This is a genomic window from Chitinophaga sancti (assembly GCF_034424315.1).
Classification (GTDB): Bacteria; Bacteroidota; Bacteroidia; order Chitinophagales; family Chitinophagaceae; genus Chitinophaga; species Chitinophaga sancti.
The window spans coordinates 8,152,550-8,169,766 of sequence record NZ_CP139972.1 but is presented as its reverse complement, the minus strand read 5'-3'; the positions used below and the strand labels follow the sequence as shown (position 1 = coordinate 8,169,766).

Genomic DNA, 17,217 nt, shown 5'->3' with positions numbered 1-17,217 from the left:
ATTAATGCGCTTGCTGTTTACGAAGTGATAATAGCTTATTCGAATACGATAGTATGATTAGCCTGGACTGAAAGCTGGTCATTGTACACTAACCTGATAGCAGCCAGGAGAATGTCTGTATTGTCTAAAGGACAAGAGCCGGAAAAACGTTCATTTTGTAAATTGGTGCTTTTCCACTGGACATGAAAACCATAGTTTTCTTCCAGTATGGTGGCGACTTTATATAAAGGTGTATTTTTAAAGATCAAGCGGCCGCTCTTCCAGGAATTAAACGTCTCCGGATTGATGCGTTCCATTTTTTTCTTACCGGCATCGAGGCGGATCATCTCACCAGGTGTCATATCCACACTACCTGCATTGGCCCCCCAACCGGCTCCGCTTACATTTACTTTGCCGGATTCCAGCAATACTTCAATATGTTGTTTGCGGTTGTAAATATTGAAAGCGGTACCCAATACGGCAACATTCATTCCATCGGTGTGTACTTTCAGATCATGGTGTTCGCCGCTAAAATAGGCTTCTCCTTCTACCCATACATCGTGTCCTTTGTATTGCAGGGTGGTGTTGGCATTCAGCAATACTTTGGATCCATCCGGCAGGGTGACTTCCTTTGTCATGGCAATGCCGGTATGAATGGTGGTTCGTTTATCTGCAAAATAAAGACCGGTTGAAATCAGTAATAACAATGAGGCGGCAGCGGCAGTCCAGCGATACAGGGCGATGCGGCGACGACGGCCCAGGGCCTGATCAAATCTTTCCTGCATCTCTGATAGATCGGCAGGAGAAGCTCCGTTTTCATTTTCTTTCAGAACAGAAAGTAAGGTGAAAGCGGTGTCTACATCACTACGCCGTTCAGGATGAGCAGCTAACCATTGTTCCCAATGTGCGCGTGCTGTTTCGTCTGACTGATTTGCCCATGCTCTGAAACCGGGATTTGTCACCAGTTCCGCTACTGTATATTGTTCTTGGTCCATTGTTATTAGTAAGAGGCAGGAAATGATTCAGATACCCTCAGGTTCAATGTAAACAAATTGTTAAGTGAATTCTAGCTGGTTTCATTTTACACTTTCAAAAGCGGTCCAAACCCGCTGTGCCATTGACGACAGGGAACACAATTAAATTCGGGCTCATTTCATAATTATTATTTGCGTATCAATTATCAATTGAAAATGCCTATTTATGAAATAAGTTCCCGAAACAGAATTTTTTACAATAATTCAGTGAGTTGTTTATTACGTTCGAGCACTTCCCGCATTTCGTCAAGCGCGCGATATATAAGGGTCCTGGCATATTTCACTTCTTTCATAGACATGATTTCAGCAATGCTTTCGTAACCGATGTTTTCGAAAAAATAAAGATAAATAGCTTCACGCTGCCGGTTGCTCAGCCCATTGACGATGTGCTGTACGACCTGTTTTCGATTGAGTAAATCCTGCTGTGAAATGATAGAATGATCGGCGGAGAGATCGAGGTAAAAGCCATAGCTTTCATCATCGCCCAGGTCTTCAGTGAACCGGGCTTTCTGTTGATTGATTGCGCGCAAGAGCTTGCGTCGTACAGCTATCATCAGGTAGCTCTTTAAATGCTGTACATTATTACGCCGGGAACGGCTGGTAAATAATTCAATAAAAAAATCCTGTAATACATCTTTAATCAGGCCCTTGTCCTCAGTAAACCTGTTACAGTATTTAAATAGTATAGGGAACCAATAAGTCCACACGCCATCGAATGCACGCCTATCCCCTCTGCAAAACTGCTCCCAAAGTTGTATATCACCGTTTTGTCCTACTTCCATACGACTTGAGTAGCTGCAAAGCTATTCTATAATGCCGTTGAACCATATTAACTTTTTGTTAACCATACTAAATGATTAATTTTACGATCAAACCCAACCATTTAACCTGGATGCCATCATTAAAGAATATTCTGCTGTACCTGTTACTGTCAGTCTCTGTGCCTGCTATTGCTCAAAAGACGGGTAAGGTATATGGACAGCTCGCTGATACCATCACACACATAACGCTGAAGGATGCTTACATCACACTACTGAAAGGAACTGCGGCGCAGAAATCTGTGTTCTCTGATGCGACCGGGGGATTTAGTTGCGATAATATACCTTATGGTGATTATACGATTCATATTTCGTTTTCCGGGCTGGCACCGGTGCGCAGAACAATTAGTTTAGATGCACGGCATCCTTTGCTGAACCTGGATACCATTTATATGTTCCTCTCTGCAAGGACCCTGGATACCCTTGTGGTAGCGGAGCCGCCGATGGTGATCAAAAAGGATACCCTGGAATTTAATGCCAGCCGCTTCCCTACCCGGCCTTATGCGGAGCTGGCAAAACTCGTACAGTTACTGCCCGGGATCCAGATCAATAACGATGGTACAATGACCGTCAATGGAATTGCGATCGACCAGTTAACAGTAGATGGCGAACCTTTCTTTACCGGAGATAAGCAAATGGCACTTTCACACCTGCCTGCAGAGATTGTAAAGAAGATCCAGGTATATAAGACGGATTCACTGAGCAAATCACCTAACGGTCCGAGAACATTAAATATCGTGTTACAGGCGAATAAGCGGAAAGGTACATTTGGAAAAGGAGGTGCAGGTATAGGTACCGCTGACACCTATACGCTGACAGGCGATATAAACAGGATGAATGGCGGACAACAGTATTCAGTAATGGGAGACCTGGGCAATGTGGAAAGAGAAAGAATGGGAATGGATGCAGTCGCCGTGGGGAGTGGGAAACAACGATTGCTGAATGGCGCGGCCACTTACCGGGATAACAGGAATAAGCAAATCGGGTTTTCGGCAAATGCACTTTCTACGGGTATACGAAATGAATCATCCTCCCGCTCACATGCGCTGAACATTTACCCGAATGACTCCTCTACGATCCAGGACCAGGTATCAACAGGTGTGATGAATAATTACAGCCACCAGTTTAATGGTAACCTGAATACAGGAAGAGGGGGGAAAACCTTCTTTGTAATGAGTCCGTCTTTCGGCATCAATAAAACAGAGAATAACTCTACCCAACAGGCCTCGCAACAATTTGAGAAAACGGGCGTACAAACTTACCAGACAACAGGCAGCAATAATAGTACGGGTACCAATACTTCCATTGGAACGAATATGAACCTGTCGCATAGTTTTAAAAGAATAGGAGAAAGGTTCATGTCTACCATAAATATCAGGAACAGTGACAATGAATCGGTATCAACGAATAACAGTGAGACGAAATATGCTACTTATAGCAAGGCAATTCATCAGCAGAATAAAAGCAATAACCAGTCACTGAATATCAATTCCAATAGCAGTTACAGTCTGCCATTGGGAAATAAATTCAGTTTGCAGGCACAGGCTGGTTACACATTCAGTAAGGATAATAATAAATACAGGACGCTTAAATACAATGAGGCAAGCGGGCATTTTGACCAGCTAGATACCACGCAGAGTAATACCTATGGGAATATCTATCATGCCGGGTCTTTGCAGGCAAATGTATCAAAGACAATAAACAATTTCAACCTGGTGGCGGGTATGGGAATAGAAAGTGACTGGCTGCATGGGGAGAACAAAACAAATCATTCAAGTTTGTCAAAGCACTATGTAAATATGTTGCCGCAATTCTCATTTAGTTATAGTCCGGCAATGAGCAATACTTTACAGCTGACCTACAATGGCAAACCAAATCAGGTGATGATCCAGCAATTACAACCCGTGACGATGACGACGGATTCGCTTTTCATTATGGAGGGGAATCCTGATCTGCAGCAACCTTATACCCATAATATAAATCTCTCATTGATCAGGATGACGGGCATGCGGATGATGTCTGTAACATTGATGCAGAGTATTGTTTCACATAGTATAGGAACGGCAACGACACTACTGAGTAATGGCGCGAGAGTAAGTAAGCCGGTGAATATCGAAGGGCAGCAGCAAACGATGCTGATGGTGAATATGTCATTACCACCTACAACAGGTAGATCCAGTTTTAATATATCAGGTAACGTTACTTATTCGAAGAACCCGGTATTGAGTAATAATGTGCGGAATGATAGTCGTTCATTGTATGTGAATGCGGGTTGCAACTGGAACTATAATGACAAAAAAGGACTGGATATGGAGTTGGGTATTTCTCCCGGGTATAATACGATGTCTACATCAGTGGGATTGAATACATCTTATTTTAATACGGGGTTAAATGGCAGAGTGGAATATGGAATAAATGATTGGGAAGGCGGACTGTCTGTGTATTACAATTACAACAGCAGCCTGCCTAGCAATTATCAGCCAGATTTTCCGTATTTATCTCCGAGTTTGCGGTATCGATTCTTAAAGAAGAAAGCGGGGCAATTGAGTGTGTCGGTGAAAGATTTGTTGAATCAGCAATCCGGGGCTAGCAGGAGTGTAGGGGCGACAAGTGTGGTTGATTCATGGACGCAAACGAGAGGCAGGTATGCGCTGCTTATGTTTACGTATAACATCAGCCAGTTTGGAGGGCGGCCGGTGCCGCAGTTTTAAGTTGGGCCGAGGATGTTAGCATCCTCCACCAGCTTAGTCTTTTCCAATCAAAGTCTGATCTTTAAACCCATTGTCTTCTTCATAACCAGCAGTGCCTCCGCATTCCCTTTCGCATCATCCACCGGGTGATGTGTATGTTTCGTCACGCGCAGATGTTTGAAATTCTTAAACATATCCTTTTCCATTCCTTTGAAAAGACTACCCAAATTCTGTGAGCTGTGACCGAATGGATTGACACCAACAAAGTGATGGAAATACCAGGCAATGAACATGCTATCAAAGCCATTGTTATCACTGATCAGGATAGGACGGTCTTTACCACACACACTATCAATCCAGTTCATGAATGCAGTCATCACTGTTTTCGCATCATCAAAAGTCTTCGTCTCTTCCCTGCTAAATCCGGATACGGCGAGGGCTTCGGGAATGTAGTTGTCTGAAATGGGGGCTAACTGACCATAGAAGGTCTGGTCTAATTGTTCATTTACGAGAACGGCACCGAATGAAATCATGGAGAAATCTCCGGGTATAGGGCCATCGCTCTCGATGTCTACCATAATGTAAGGCATGGGGTTACAATTTAATTTTACTAAAATCTGCGCAAGATACGGCAAAATGTGTAAACTCACAAAATGGCAGGCTGCTTAAATTGCGGTATGACCAGATACCTGCGCCTCTTTTTGCTGTTTTACGCCCTTCCATTTTTAGGGCAATCACTTTTGCCCCAGCACCTTTTTGCCCAGCACCCCGGGGCTGTAATGCTCTCTGCTGCAAAGTTCAAAACAAGTGAAGCTGCCGAAGATTTGTCTTCGCCATCCTTGAACGACCATTCATGGAAGGAGATGGTAGCGGGCAAGGTATGGCAGGAACAGGGGTATCCTGATTATCATGGATATGCCTGGTACCGGTTTCATGTTCGCCTGCAGAAAACAGGCCATTGGAAAGATAGTTTAAGGATTTTCCTGGCGCATGTGAATGATTGTGATGTGACGTATCTGAACGGGATACAGATTGGGAAAACGGGCAATATGCCGGAGGATCCGGGAGGCTATGTAACGAAGTGGCCGAATGTGCGGTCATATCATCTGCCGGTGAATCATCCGGCGATAAAGTGGGGGCAGGAAAATGTGATAGCAGTGAAGGTGTATGATGGTGGAGGAACCGGGGGCATCTTTATGGGTCAGCCTTTTGTGGATATGCTGGAAAAAGTGGATGGGCTGAGTGTAAGTTTGGGAAAGATTAAAAATAATTTTGGTGTACGTGTAGACGGTACATTTAGTTATGAAATTGCAGACGAGGGAAAAGAAATTCAAAAAATATCAGGCGTGTACAAGCTGGCACCATTTGAAGAAAAAGTGTTTTCTTTTAATGTTCCGCAAAAGGATGGCATTGTATTCAAGTATACGTTCCAGGAAAAAGTAACGGGGCTAAAAACTTCCGGGCAGATAATAGTACCTTATATCCAAACGCCGGCTGGTAGTGTATTTCCAAAAATTAATAATGCACCAGTGTTAGGTGCACGTCCGGGTCATCCTATATTGTTTAGAATAGCGGCTACGGGCGAAGCACCTTTATCTTATAAGGTAACAGGATTGCCTGTTGGCCTGGTGCAGGAAGGGAATATTATAAAGGGGAGCATTGCGGCGAAAGGCAGGTATTACCTCGATATACAAGTGTCCAATGCGCATGGTACTACCAATAAAAACTTGTTGATAAAAGTCGATTCACTTTTACAACTCACCCCACCTATGGGCTGGAATAGCTGGAACTGCTGGGGAGTGAGTGTCAGCGAAGAAAAAGTCAAAAGCTCTGCACAGGCATTGATAGATAAAGGCCTGGCAGATCATGGCTGGTCGTATATCAATATAGACGATGGCTGGCAGGCGGCAGCACGCAATGCGGATGGGAGTTTATCGCCGAATGAGAAGTTCAGCGATATGAAATCACTAGGTGCATGGTTGCATGGGCATGGTTTGAAATATGGCATCTACTCCTCCCCTGGCCCACTGACCTGTGGAGGCTTCCTGGGTTCTTATCAGCATGAGGTGGCAGATGCAAATGCATATGGAGCGTGGGGGGTGGACTACTTAAAATATGACTGGTGTAGTTATGTGCAGACAGATACTTCGCTGGCTGCTTACGTATATCCGTTTAAGGTAATGCAGGATGCGCTGGCGGCTCAATCCCGTGATATAGTGTATAATCTTTGCCAGTATGGGATGAAACGGGTATGGGAATGGGGGCATACAGTAGGGGCGCAAAGCTGGCGAACCACAGAGGACATCGACGATACCTGGGAGAGCTTATATAATATTGGATTTAGCCAGGGGCCATTGGCGTCTTTTGCAGGGCCGGGTAAGTGGAATGATCCGGATATGATGATAGTAGGTCAGGTGGGTTGGGGCGAGAGTTTGCATCCGTCAAGGTTGACGCCTGATGAGCAGTATACGCATGTGAGTTTGTGGAGTTTATTATCAGCGCCCTTGTTGATTGGTTGTGATATAAGTAAGCTGGATAGTTTCACACTAAATTTGCTGACGAATGATGAGGTGATAGCGATTGACCAGGATACATTGGGGAAGCAGGCGCAGAGAGTGAGTGATAATATATGGGTAAAAGAATTGGCAGATGGTAGCCGGGCAATTGGACTCTTTAACCTGGATACGGTGTATCGGGAAGTAGCAGTTGCTTTGAAGGAATCTTCATTAGTACGAAATGTATGGCGGCAGCAGGATGAGGGAATATTTAAAGATACCTATCGTGCAAGAATACCTCCGCATGGAGTAAGGTTAATAAAGGTGACGCCGGCGCTCAGTGCAGAGATTACTATTAAAAATAATGTTCCGGGTAGTGCGGTACCTGCAACATTGCATGGGATCTTTTTCGAGGAGATCAGTCATGCGGGCGAGGGAGGCTTGTATGCGGAGATGATCCAGAACAGGGGTTTTGAGGAGAGCCGGATACCGGCGGGTACGCGATTGGTGAATGGTATGCTGGAGGCCCCGCCTACGGAGTGGAAGATGGAATGGCCTTATAAGAGTGAGTGGCCGGCGTGGACAGTTTCGGTTTCGGGAGAAGAGGAATCGACAGCTGCAAGTTTTTCAGGATCGGCACATTCTTCCGGAATGCAGCGTGCTTCTCAGCCGGCAACATTAAAAGACGGACGTAATTCAGGAATAGCAAGTTTAAGCACCGATCATCCTTTATCTCCGGCATCTCCTCATTCATTGCGTCTGCAATCTCCTGCGGTACTTAGCAATGAAGGGTTCTGGGGAATTGCCGTAAAAGCAGGTGAAAGCTATCAACTATCTTTTTACCTGAGAGGATATAAGGGAAGTGTTGCTGCAAGATTGAAAGAAGGAGATCGGATCCTGGATACCCGCAACTTTTTGGCACCCGGTGGTGACTGGAAAAAATATGAATGTGTATTTGTACCAGGTAGTACAGCATCTAACGCAAAACTGGTCTTAGAATTTAAAGACAAAGGCACTGCTTATATAGACTTCGTTTCCTTATTTCCCACTAAAACATTTCACAATCGCCCTAATGGATTACGTAATGACATTGCCACTTTGATAGATAGCCTGCATCCTTCATTTGTAAGGTGGCCTGGTGGTTGTTTTGTAGAAGGGATCACTATCGAAAGCGCACCTAACTGGAAAAACACCATCGGGAAATTAGAAGATCGTCCTGGCACATTCAGCCCCTGGGGATATTGGAGCAGTGATGGTTTTGGTTATCATGAATACTTACAGTTCTGTGAAGACATCCATGCGGATGCCCTGTTTGTATTCAATGCGGGCACTTCCTGTGAATACCGCAGTGGTACATCTGTTCCCGATTCATTGTTAGCTCCTTACATCCAGGATGCATTAGATGCAATAGCATACGCCACAGATCCTGTAAGCTCTAAATGGGGTGCATTGCGTGCGGAAAATGGTCACCCGGCACCATTTCCTTTGAAATATGTAGAAGTAGGCAATGAACAGCATGGCCCGGTATATGCCCGTCGCTATAATCTCTTTTATGATGCGATCCACGCAAAATACCCTGCTATTATTATCCTGGCCAGCATGGGTATAAGTGATGTGAACAGGCATACATTAGATAGCATGAAACATGTACAGCGGGTAGATGAGCATGCCTACAAAGATGCTTATTGGAGCATGCGGAACTTCGATCATTTTGATAAATACAAACGTGGCGACTGGGATATGTATGTTGGAGAATACGCGACCAATTCCGGTGTCGGCACCGGTAATATGCAGGCGGCAGTCAGTGATGCGATTTACGTACTCAGCATGGAGAAGAATGCTGACCTGGTAAAGATGTCTTCTTACGCGCCACTGTTAGTCAACGAACACGATGTAGACTGGCCTGTGAATTTAATTCACTTTGATGCGGCGCGGAATTATGCGCGAATTTCCTATTATGCGATTAAATTACTGGCAGATAATAAAGCAGATTACAATATACCTTCTACCTTGCGGATTTCAGCAGATCATGACCAGGCATTATTTCCTGGTGGTATCGGCTTAGGCACCTGGGATACCGAAGCTGAATTCAAAGATATCAAAGTAAACGGGCAGGCGTATCCGCTTTCAGAATGGGCTTTTCCACGAGGAGCCTGGAAAGTTTCAGATGGCGTAATTGCCCAGACAGCCGAAGGTGCACAGCAATTAGCTGTTTTAAAAGGGCATACATTTGATACATATACATTGGAATTAAAAGCCCGGAAGACAGGCGGCGTCAATGCTTTCATGATTCCTTTTGCAGTATTGGATAGTAATACCTATTTACGGGCGCATATTGGTTCTTACTGGAATAGTCATTGCGTGTTTGAGAGTGTGACGAATGGGTATGAAGTCGCGGGAATTACTGATCAAAAGAACCTGCATCCATTGGAGACAGGGCGCTGGTATGATGTGAAATTGGCAGTAGGTAAGGATACGGTGAAATGCTATCTGAATGATACGCTGATCATGACATATATACCTCCACAGCAGTTTTATAGTATAGCAGGAAAGGCCGCCAATGGAGATATCATTGTAAAAGCGGTGAATGGGTATCCGACTTCTGTATTAACAGATTTAAAATTGGAAACAGGTGGCAGGCATATGTTGTCTATCAGTACCATTAGTGCAGATGGAGGTGCTGAGAATAGTATGGAGACGCCGGTGCAATATGTGGCATCGACAGTGATGGGGGATTCGATGAAGGTGTTGTTAAAGGCTAATTCTATCAATGTGATCAGGATAAAAGCACATTAAAATAAGCACTGGTATTAGCAGTAATCAGCACTCATTTCATAATAGGTATTTTCAATTGATAATCAATATTAACATACCTAATTATGAAATGAGTGCTAAAAAACATTTTACTTTCGATACTACCTTTTTTTGAACTATTTAAGAATTTCTTCACTAAGCAAATATCCGGTACTCCTCCCTCCTGATCCATCTTTTACCAGGATGTTCCGGTCTATCAGGTCTTGAATATCCCGAACAGCGGTATCCTGAGAGCACTTTGCAATTTTCCCCCATTTGGAAGAAGTAAATTTGCCCTCAAATCCATCTAATAATTTATTGAGCATCATTTTCTGCCGGCTATTTAAATCCTGTGTTTGGGAATTGTTCCAAAACCGCGCCTTTTTAATAACACCTGCCAATGTGAGTTCAGTAGCATTTAATGCACGCCCCAGACAATTGATAAACCATTCTATCCATTCAGTGATATCTAAAGTACCTTTTTGCGTACTTTCCAATATGGCATAATAGCCATTTCGTTCTATCCTGATCTGAGCTGACATACTATAAAACCTGCGTGGAGTCTCATCTGCCCTCGTTAGCTGCATATCGGTGATAGCACGGGCTATGCGACCATTACCATCGTCAAAGGGATGGATGGTAACAAACCATAGATGTGCAACAGCTGCTTTTATGATAGGATCAATTGTGTTTTCAGCATTAAACCAATGAAGAAACTGGCTCATTTCATTGTCCAGTTTATCCGAATCAGGTGCCTGGAAATGCACCTTCTCACGGCCCATACCTCCGGAAACGACCTGCATCGGATCATCTTTAGCGTTATTTCGCCAGCAGCCTACTACAATCTTATACATGCCGCTGAAACCTGTAGGAAACATGGAGGCCTGCCATCCAAAAAGGCGGTCGGCAGTCAATATCCTGTCATAGCGTTGGGTGGCGTCCAGCATCATCTCCACAATACCTTCTACGTTTCTGTCAGCAGGTATTAATCCAGCCACTTCAATTCCCAAACGCCGGGCGATTGAGGAGCGGACCTGGTCATGATTGAGGATTTCGCCTTCTATTTCACTGGATTTTAGAACATCGAGTGTAAGGGTTTCTAAAGTGGCTTCGTCCTGTAAATTAAATCCCAGTCCTTCCATACTGCCCAATAATCGCCCCTGCCTGAAACGTACATCTCCAAGAATACCTGCCAGTGCGTCATTGTTCCATTGAAAATTCGGCCATCCTTTTAGTTGATGGAGATATATAGCACTCATTCTTCGCAATATTTGCGTCGAATATAAGCTATAATCTCCGCATGAGGAAATATTCTACGCATTTTTTGCGTAGAATGAAATAATACAATTGAATTTACACTTCACCTTAAAAGGCTCAGTCAAACAATGTGATCCAGCTCAAAAAGTAATTTTTTAGTCTGGGAACAACTAATCCCTTCAAATAAAAAGCTTTACCTTTGCGCAATAACCTATGCACATTGATTCTACCCTTCAAATAGGCGCTTACCACTTACAAAACTGCGAAGATTACTTATTCCATGACAACATCGGTACAAACAGATTACTATGCGCAGTCATGGATGGTTGTACCATGGGAACCGATAGTTATTTCATTGCTACCATGGTGGGGAAATTATTGAGAAAGATCGTAAAAGAACGGCATTACCTTGAATTCATACAGCCATCCCGCTTATCTTTATCAGAACAATTAAAGCACATCATCCAGCAGTTATTTCAAGAACTAAAACTCCTCAAAAACCAACTGCAACTGGAGCAAAGAGAAATGCTAACGACGATCATTGTATTTTTACTGGATCACAATGCCGGCACAGGGCTGATAGTCGGAGATGGTGTAGTAAGTATAGATGGTGAGGTTACAATATTTGAGCAGGATAATAGGCCTGATTACCTGGGCTATCATTTGCAGGAAGACTTTGAAACTTGGTATACGAAGCAGGCGATCATGAATGTTGCGAGCTTTAAAGATCTCAGTATTTCGACAGATGGTATTAGCTCCTTCATGGCACTGGAAGGAGGAGAAACGGACTTAGACCCGATAGCATATCTACTATTTGATAGCGGAGTATTAGAAAAAAAACTAAAATACCTGGAACACCAGGTTGGCCTGCGGCCTACAGACGATGTAGCGATTATCCGGGTGCGTCATGCGAATGACGAAGGCTCTCCAGGCTAATGGCGCCCCCAGTTACAGCGCACAATTCTCATGATAATTCACCAGCTCAATCGGTTTGTTCTCAAACTCAAACCCATCATATGCCAGCAGGATCTCATCCAGTACCTGCTCTATCTCTTCATGTACAACAGCAGAAACCAGGCGCTTCCTGAATTCCTGGAACTCCGGCAACCCCTTCAGATAAGTCGTCATATGCTTACGCATGGCAAAGATCCCCATCTGGGCACCTCTCCATTCAATCGACTTACTTAACTGCAGCTTACATGCTGCCACTCGCTCCGCCAGGTTCGGCCCGGGCAGCAACTCACCGGTATTGATATAATGCCTTACTTCTCTAAAAATCCATGGATACCCAATCGCCGCACGGCCAATCATAATCCCATCTATGCCATATCGATTTTTATACGCCAGTGCCTTCTCCGGACTATCAATATCCCCATTCCCAAAAATCGGGATCTTAATCCGGGGATTATTCTTCACTTTACCAATCAGATCCCAGTTCGCCTGGCCTTTATATAACTGGCACCGCGTTCTGCCATGGATCGCCAGGGCTTTAATCCCAACATCCTGTAGGCGCTCTGCGACTACTTCTATATTCTTTGAATCTTCATCCCAGCCTAACCTGGTTTTGACCGTCACGGGCAGGTGCGTAGCTTTTACACAGGCTTCGGTAAGACGCACCATGAGGTCGATATTCTTCAATACCCCCGATCCGGCTCCTCTATTCACAATCCCCTTTATCGGGCAGCCAAAATTGATATCCAGCAGGTCAGGCTGTGTCATATCCACAATTCTCGCCGCCATGGCAAGCTTGTCTTCATCCCCGCCAAAGATCTGCACCCCTACAGGCCGCTCTTCTCCAAATATGGTCAGCCGGCGACGGCATTTTTCCGTATCCTTCACCAATCCCTCACTGGAAATGAACTCCGTATACACCAGGTCGGCACCATTCTCCTTACAAACCACCCGAAACGGCGGATCGCTTACGTCTTCCATGGGCGCAAGCAATAAGGGAAAATCCGGCAACACTATTTGATCGATCTTAACCATATTGAAAATAAGAGGAGCAAAGGTAAGAATAGTATCGGATACTACTGCTTTACCTATATTATGAGGGTACTCTAAGGTAAGGATAAGGTCACTTCAATATCCAATTGATATTAAAGTGACCTTACAATGTAAATAAAGTGTAGTAGCAATACTCAATTAGTATAAAAGCCGGACTGTAAACAGAGCGAATACTGTACATTAATAGTGTTAATCTCAAAATAGCATCCTATGGCTTTAGTGTTAGACAATGTTTTATTACAGGTAGTCCGGGGTACCCTGGGCGATCAAATCACTATTTACGAAAGGAATGGGCAGATTATTATGGCGAAGAAACGCGGCCCATCCACCAAACCACCTACCTTAAAACAGCTGGAAGCGAGGTATAAGATGAAGGTAGCGGCGGCGTATGCGAGGGTGATCATCCAGGATCCGGAGCTGAAGGCTTACTATAAATCACTGACAGGGCCAGGGCAGAATGCCTATAATATGGCGGTGAAGGATGCTTACAGGTCGCCAGAGATTCAGAATATTGTGCTGGAAGAGGAGACCGTGGTGGTGACCGTGAAGGATGAATTCCGGATAGCGGAAGTGGAGGTACGGGTAGTGGATGCCGATGGCGTTATTAAAGAAAGAGGGAAAGCCGTATTAGGCCGGAACGGAGTGGATTGGTATTATAAAACGACTTCGCGCCCCGCAGGAGGCAGGGTGATAGTGGTGGCGGTGGATTTGCCGGGTAATGAGACCGTGCGGGAGTTGCCACTGGAGTAAGCTGTTAGTTTTTTCCCTATTTAATATTTACAATTTCCTATCCATTTGCATGTGGATACGGGGCTACTCATCCAGTTTTTTCCAGGCCCCTGTTTTTACGTCTATTGTCCAGGGCGCAGGCTCAGGCAGGAAGAGTTTTCCATCACCTATCTGCAAAGGCATCCACAGGTAGGCAGAATTCCATTGCTCCTTTGGTTTCCAGATATCGCCCATGAAAATAATAGTAGTATCTACTTTTAAGAGCATCGTAGATTGTGAACCATAGGTCCTTTTTTCCGGGGGTGCTATATCCTTGAACGCTGTCCAGGGTCCTTCCAATGTAGGAGCCGTAGCATATTTATTGGGATTCGGATCCCAACCTGTCAGGCGGGAACCAATTGAATAATATAATCCTTTGTAATGCACAATCGCGCCACCTTCCATCGGTGCTTTCACCAGGCTCATATCCTTCTCTACTGTCATATAGTCGTCTGACAACTTCGCAATGTGGAAGCCATTGGGCCTGTCTTCAAACACGATATAGGCTGTGCCATCATCATCAATGAACTGCCCGATATCACGGCTTTCAAATCCCAGCGGCCGGAAGCTTTTTACATAAGTGTAATTGCCATCTGGTTGATTGCTCACGGCAATCCCTACACGGGCGAATTTATAGTCACGGCTATCGAGGTGGAAGTACATCACGTACTTCCTGGATTTCTTATTGTAGTATACTTTAGGTCTTTCCAATACCCAGTGATGTCCAAGCTGTTCAGGATCAGATAATTTCAACACATCCCCTTTGAATGTCCAGTGCATCAGGTCTTTGCTGGCATAACAACTTACATAGCGTAAAGCAGTGTCCAATCCCTGGCGTCTTTCTTCACCATACCAGTAGTAGGTATCTTTGATTTTGATAATGCCGCCACCGTGTGCCTGGATATGATTGCCATTGTTATCAGGCCAGGGAGCGCCGGGATGGATCTGCGCATGCAGGGCAGATCCAAGTATCAGCAGGATACAGGTAAGAATGTGTTTCATGGGTTATAAATGTCAGTAAGACAAATATAATTAATTATAATAACTAAGCGGGAAATATTCTTTTGTTACAGCAAGATCATGACTAAGGATCGTAGCCCTGCTACTGGCTACGCCTACCACTACTACGTCTCCTTCGCTATTGATCGCCAATTGTCTCAATGACTCAAATCCTCGCTGTTGATTAACAGGGCTATAATAATCACTATACCACCAGTTTTCCATCTTCCTGTGCTACTTTATATATAGCGCAAAGTGCACAATTCGCCTCATTATCCTTGTCATAATTTCCAATACAGGTTATTTGTATTTATCATGCAAGCCAATGCCCTGCTCTATGTAGGTATGAACTTTTTCTAACCTGGTTTGCCTGGTCTTTTCCTGTTTTGCGGTGGCGATGTATTCTGCGAAATCTCTTTGATTAGTTTTATTGAATGCGGCGAATTTCTCTTTGAGAGTGGGGTAGGTATCTAATAAGTTTTGCAATTCTTCCGGAATGATAAGTGGTTTGTTTTTATCGGCAGTAATTTTAATTCCGCTGGCTTCGTTTGCGACCGCTTCTGCCACGTAGGCTTTGATGAGTTTTTCATCGATCTCTTTTATAGATGCAAAGCGCATGGAGCGCATGGCCTTGGTACCTTCCTGTGCGTTGATCAGCACTTTGGCCTTATCTTCCAGCAGTGCACCCTGGAAAAACCAGAGGCCGCAGTAGGATTTGAAATCACTGATGCCTACGATGTTCTTACCATTGGAGGTGTAAGTGGGTTTGCCCCATTTGAAAGTCTCTTCCAGGCCGGTTTTGAGGAGGATTGTGCGGAGTGTAAGGAGTTCATCTTTCCATTGGGAAAGGTGAGCGAAGAATTCATCTGGGGTGTTAATGGGAGCCATACGTGTTATTTGTGTAAATATAATACAGAAACTTATTACTGCTGTTCACGGGTTTGCCGGACCAGGGGATGCATGCCCCTACATCTTCCTTTAACCAGCTCCAGGATCTTAATATAATACTCTTGTTCGTCTTCATTTTATTAGTTTAAAATCAATGTTGTTTAGTTAAGGCTAAAGTTGTTTACATCCCATTGATGGTGGCTTAAATCCAACCTCACTGCTCTGGCCGTTTTTCTGGAGAATACTTCCATTCCTACTCTGCATTTGAATAACTTATACGCGTATTCAATACTCCAGCGATGATGATATAATTCGTTAAAGCAATCGTATGGATACTTCCGCCTATTGAATAATGATGTACACTATCAACAGCAAGATGTCTTTTTCGTCCATTGATATGCTTACCTTCATCAATGCCGGTTTCTATACTTACAAAGGCACTTTTCTTTATGCTTTGGCTATCAATAGCACTTACTGATGGAGCGTAATGGTGTTCCTGACCTATTCTTTCCTTTCTTACCAATTTTAACATCACCTGTTCCAGCACACCATTATTTTTCCATTTACTAAAATAGTAGTAAACTATCTGCCAGTAGGGGAAATCACTACCTAGATTACGTCATTGACTACCTGTTCTACAAATCCATAAAATAGCATTGAAGATAGTACGAAGGCAATATTTACGCTTCCTTTTGCTCGTTAATATATATTCTATACTTTTCCAGTGCGAATCGGTCAATAATGTGAACTTGGTTCTCATAGTTTGTTTTGTGGCAAATCCAAACTAATTGATCGATTCGTACTTTCTTAATATTAGACCCTCAAATTTTTAAACATACACTAAACAAAAAAATTGGTTCCCTGTATATCAAAAAGGGCTATCCCTACCTAAGAATTTTTTGATTTACGATGCTATCTAATAAAGGTGGCACTGTATAATTATTTTCATCGTAAAACTTATACATCTTTAGTAACAATTGGCGATCAGTTGGTATAACTTCCTTTAAAAATCCTCTTACATAAAACCCCAAAATCGGGTATCTCTTATCTTCTTCGATTATCTCATATTTTGGCACATCATATATTCTAAAATCATTTGGGTTTTCGCCTATAAAATTCAGTGCAATCTTTATCATACAATGAAAATACCTGATATACCCATAATTAATATTGGCATCTTTGGAGGTTGAATAATCCACCCAGATAGTGTCACCCAATCCATCAAATGACTCGCATAGCCTATCGGTTATCTGATTACACCAGATATTAAAAGATGTGCCATCTAAAGATTCAAAAAGGTCGGTGGTATCACTATCACAAGGTTGAAAAATCATTTGTCCACTGAAATCAATCATATAACCATCTATTTTCAAGATCATCGACCCATTCTCTTTCTGTGAATAACATGGTGTTGTAAACATCATAAATATTAGTGAAAAAAATACTCTATACATAACATTTACTTTTAAGTCAACTATTGTTTACTTAGCTT

15 protein-coding genes are annotated in these 17,217 nt (G+C 43.6%); 4 read left to right on the top strand and 11 right to left on the bottom strand.

All coding sequences use genetic code 11. The features are described from left to right. Positions 1–35: 35 nt before the first annotated feature. Together U0033_RS32135 and U0033_RS32130 are read right to left on the bottom strand one after the other, a co-directional pair. Positions 36–974: a FecR family protein gene (locus U0033_RS32135; RefSeq protein WP_072363082.1), complete on the bottom strand. Its 939-nt coding sequence runs from the start codon at positions 972–974 to the stop codon at positions 36–38. A 233-nt stretch (positions 975–1,207) separates the two neighbouring features. Beyond that, entirely contained in the window at positions 1,208–1,795 is a 588-nt protein-coding gene (locus U0033_RS32130; protein ID WP_072363083.1) for an RNA polymerase sigma factor, read from the bottom strand. 71 nt (positions 1,796–1,866) lie between these two features. Between U0033_RS32130 and U0033_RS32125 the strand changes: the two genes are divergently transcribed. Then, positions 1,867–4,542, top strand: a complete 2,676-nt coding sequence (locus U0033_RS32125) for a TonB-dependent receptor (protein ID WP_072363084.1) — start codon at positions 1,867–1,869, stop codon at positions 4,540–4,542. A 47-nt stretch (positions 4,543–4,589) separates the two neighbouring features. Here U0033_RS32125 and U0033_RS32120 read toward each other — a convergent pair whose 3' ends face one another. After that, positions 4,590–5,111, bottom strand: a complete 522-nt coding sequence (locus U0033_RS32120) for an exonuclease domain-containing protein (protein ID WP_072363085.1) — start codon at positions 5,109–5,111, stop codon at positions 4,590–4,592. A gap of 87 nt (positions 5,112–5,198) precedes the next feature. Here U0033_RS32120 and U0033_RS32115 point away from each other — a divergent pair, with 87 nt between their 5' ends. Further along, on the top strand, positions 5,199–9,812 hold the full coding sequence (locus U0033_RS32115) for an alpha-L-arabinofuranosidase C-terminal domain-containing protein (protein ID WP_072363086.1): 4,614 nt from the start codon (positions 5,199–5,201) through the stop codon (positions 9,810–9,812). Between the two features lie 134 nt (positions 9,813–9,946). Here the strand turns inward: U0033_RS32115 and U0033_RS32110 are convergent, their stop codons facing one another. Beyond that, positions 9,947–11,068: a Fic family protein gene (locus U0033_RS32110; RefSeq protein WP_177318647.1), complete on the bottom strand. Its 1,122-nt coding sequence runs from the start codon at positions 11,066–11,068 to the stop codon at positions 9,947–9,949. A 211-nt stretch (positions 11,069–11,279) separates the two neighbouring features. Here U0033_RS32110 and U0033_RS32105 point away from each other — a divergent pair, with 211 nt between their 5' ends. Next, entirely contained in the window at positions 11,280–12,002 is a 723-nt protein-coding gene (locus U0033_RS32105) for a protein phosphatase 2C domain-containing protein (RefSeq protein WP_072363087.1), read from the top strand. A 12-nt stretch (positions 12,003–12,014) separates the two neighbouring features. Here the strand turns inward: U0033_RS32105 and dusB are convergent, their stop codons facing one another. Then, positions 12,015–13,052, bottom strand: a complete 1,038-nt coding sequence (gene dusB, locus U0033_RS32100) for a tRNA dihydrouridine synthase DusB (protein ID WP_072363088.1) — start codon at positions 13,050–13,052, stop codon at positions 12,015–12,017. A gap of 228 nt (positions 13,053–13,280) precedes the next feature. Here dusB and U0033_RS32095 point away from each other — a divergent pair, with 228 nt between their 5' ends. Further along, positions 13,281–13,820 carry a hypothetical protein gene (locus tag U0033_RS32095; RefSeq protein ID WP_072363089.1) on the top strand — a complete coding sequence of 180 codons (540 nt, stop codon included), beginning with the start codon at positions 13,281–13,283 and terminating at the stop codon, positions 13,818–13,820. 63 nt (positions 13,821–13,883) lie between these two features. Here U0033_RS32095 and U0033_RS32090 read toward each other — a convergent pair whose 3' ends face one another. The 6 genes from U0033_RS32090 to U0033_RS32065 all read right to left on the bottom strand — a co-directional run bounded on the left by U0033_RS32090 (position 13,884) and on the right by U0033_RS32065 (position 17,080). Further along, complete coding sequence (locus tag U0033_RS32090) at positions 13,884–14,840, bottom strand: family 43 glycosylhydrolase (RefSeq protein WP_072363090.1); 957 nt, start codon at positions 14,838–14,840, stop codon at positions 13,884–13,886. A gap of 30 nt (positions 14,841–14,870) precedes the next feature. Continuing rightward, positions 14,871–15,062, bottom strand: coding sequence for a hypothetical protein (locus tag U0033_RS32085; RefSeq protein WP_072363091.1), 192 nt, complete (start codon positions 15,060–15,062; stop codon positions 14,871–14,873). Between the two features lie 75 nt (positions 15,063–15,137). Continuing rightward, positions 15,138–15,725 carry a YdeI/OmpD-associated family protein gene (locus U0033_RS32080; RefSeq protein WP_072363092.1) on the bottom strand — a complete coding sequence of 196 codons (588 nt, stop codon included), beginning with the start codon at positions 15,723–15,725 and terminating at the stop codon, positions 15,138–15,140. Continuing rightward, positions 15,712–15,861, bottom strand: coding sequence for a hypothetical protein (locus U0033_RS32075; RefSeq protein WP_177318648.1), 150 nt, complete (start codon positions 15,859–15,861; stop codon positions 15,712–15,714). Before U0033_RS32075 ends, U0033_RS32080 begins: the two co-directional genes overlap by 14 nt. Positions 15,862–15,978: 117 nt before the next feature. Beyond that, on the bottom strand, positions 15,979–16,272 hold the full coding sequence (locus U0033_RS32070) for a hypothetical protein (protein ID WP_072363093.1): 294 nt from the start codon (positions 16,270–16,272) through the stop codon (positions 15,979–15,981). A gap of 337 nt (positions 16,273–16,609) precedes the next feature. After that, positions 16,610–17,080 carry a hypothetical protein gene (locus U0033_RS32065; protein WP_177318649.1) on the bottom strand — a complete coding sequence of 157 codons (471 nt, stop codon included), beginning with the start codon at positions 17,078–17,080 and terminating at the stop codon, positions 16,610–16,612. Between the last annotated feature and the right edge of the window lie 137 nt (positions 17,081–17,217).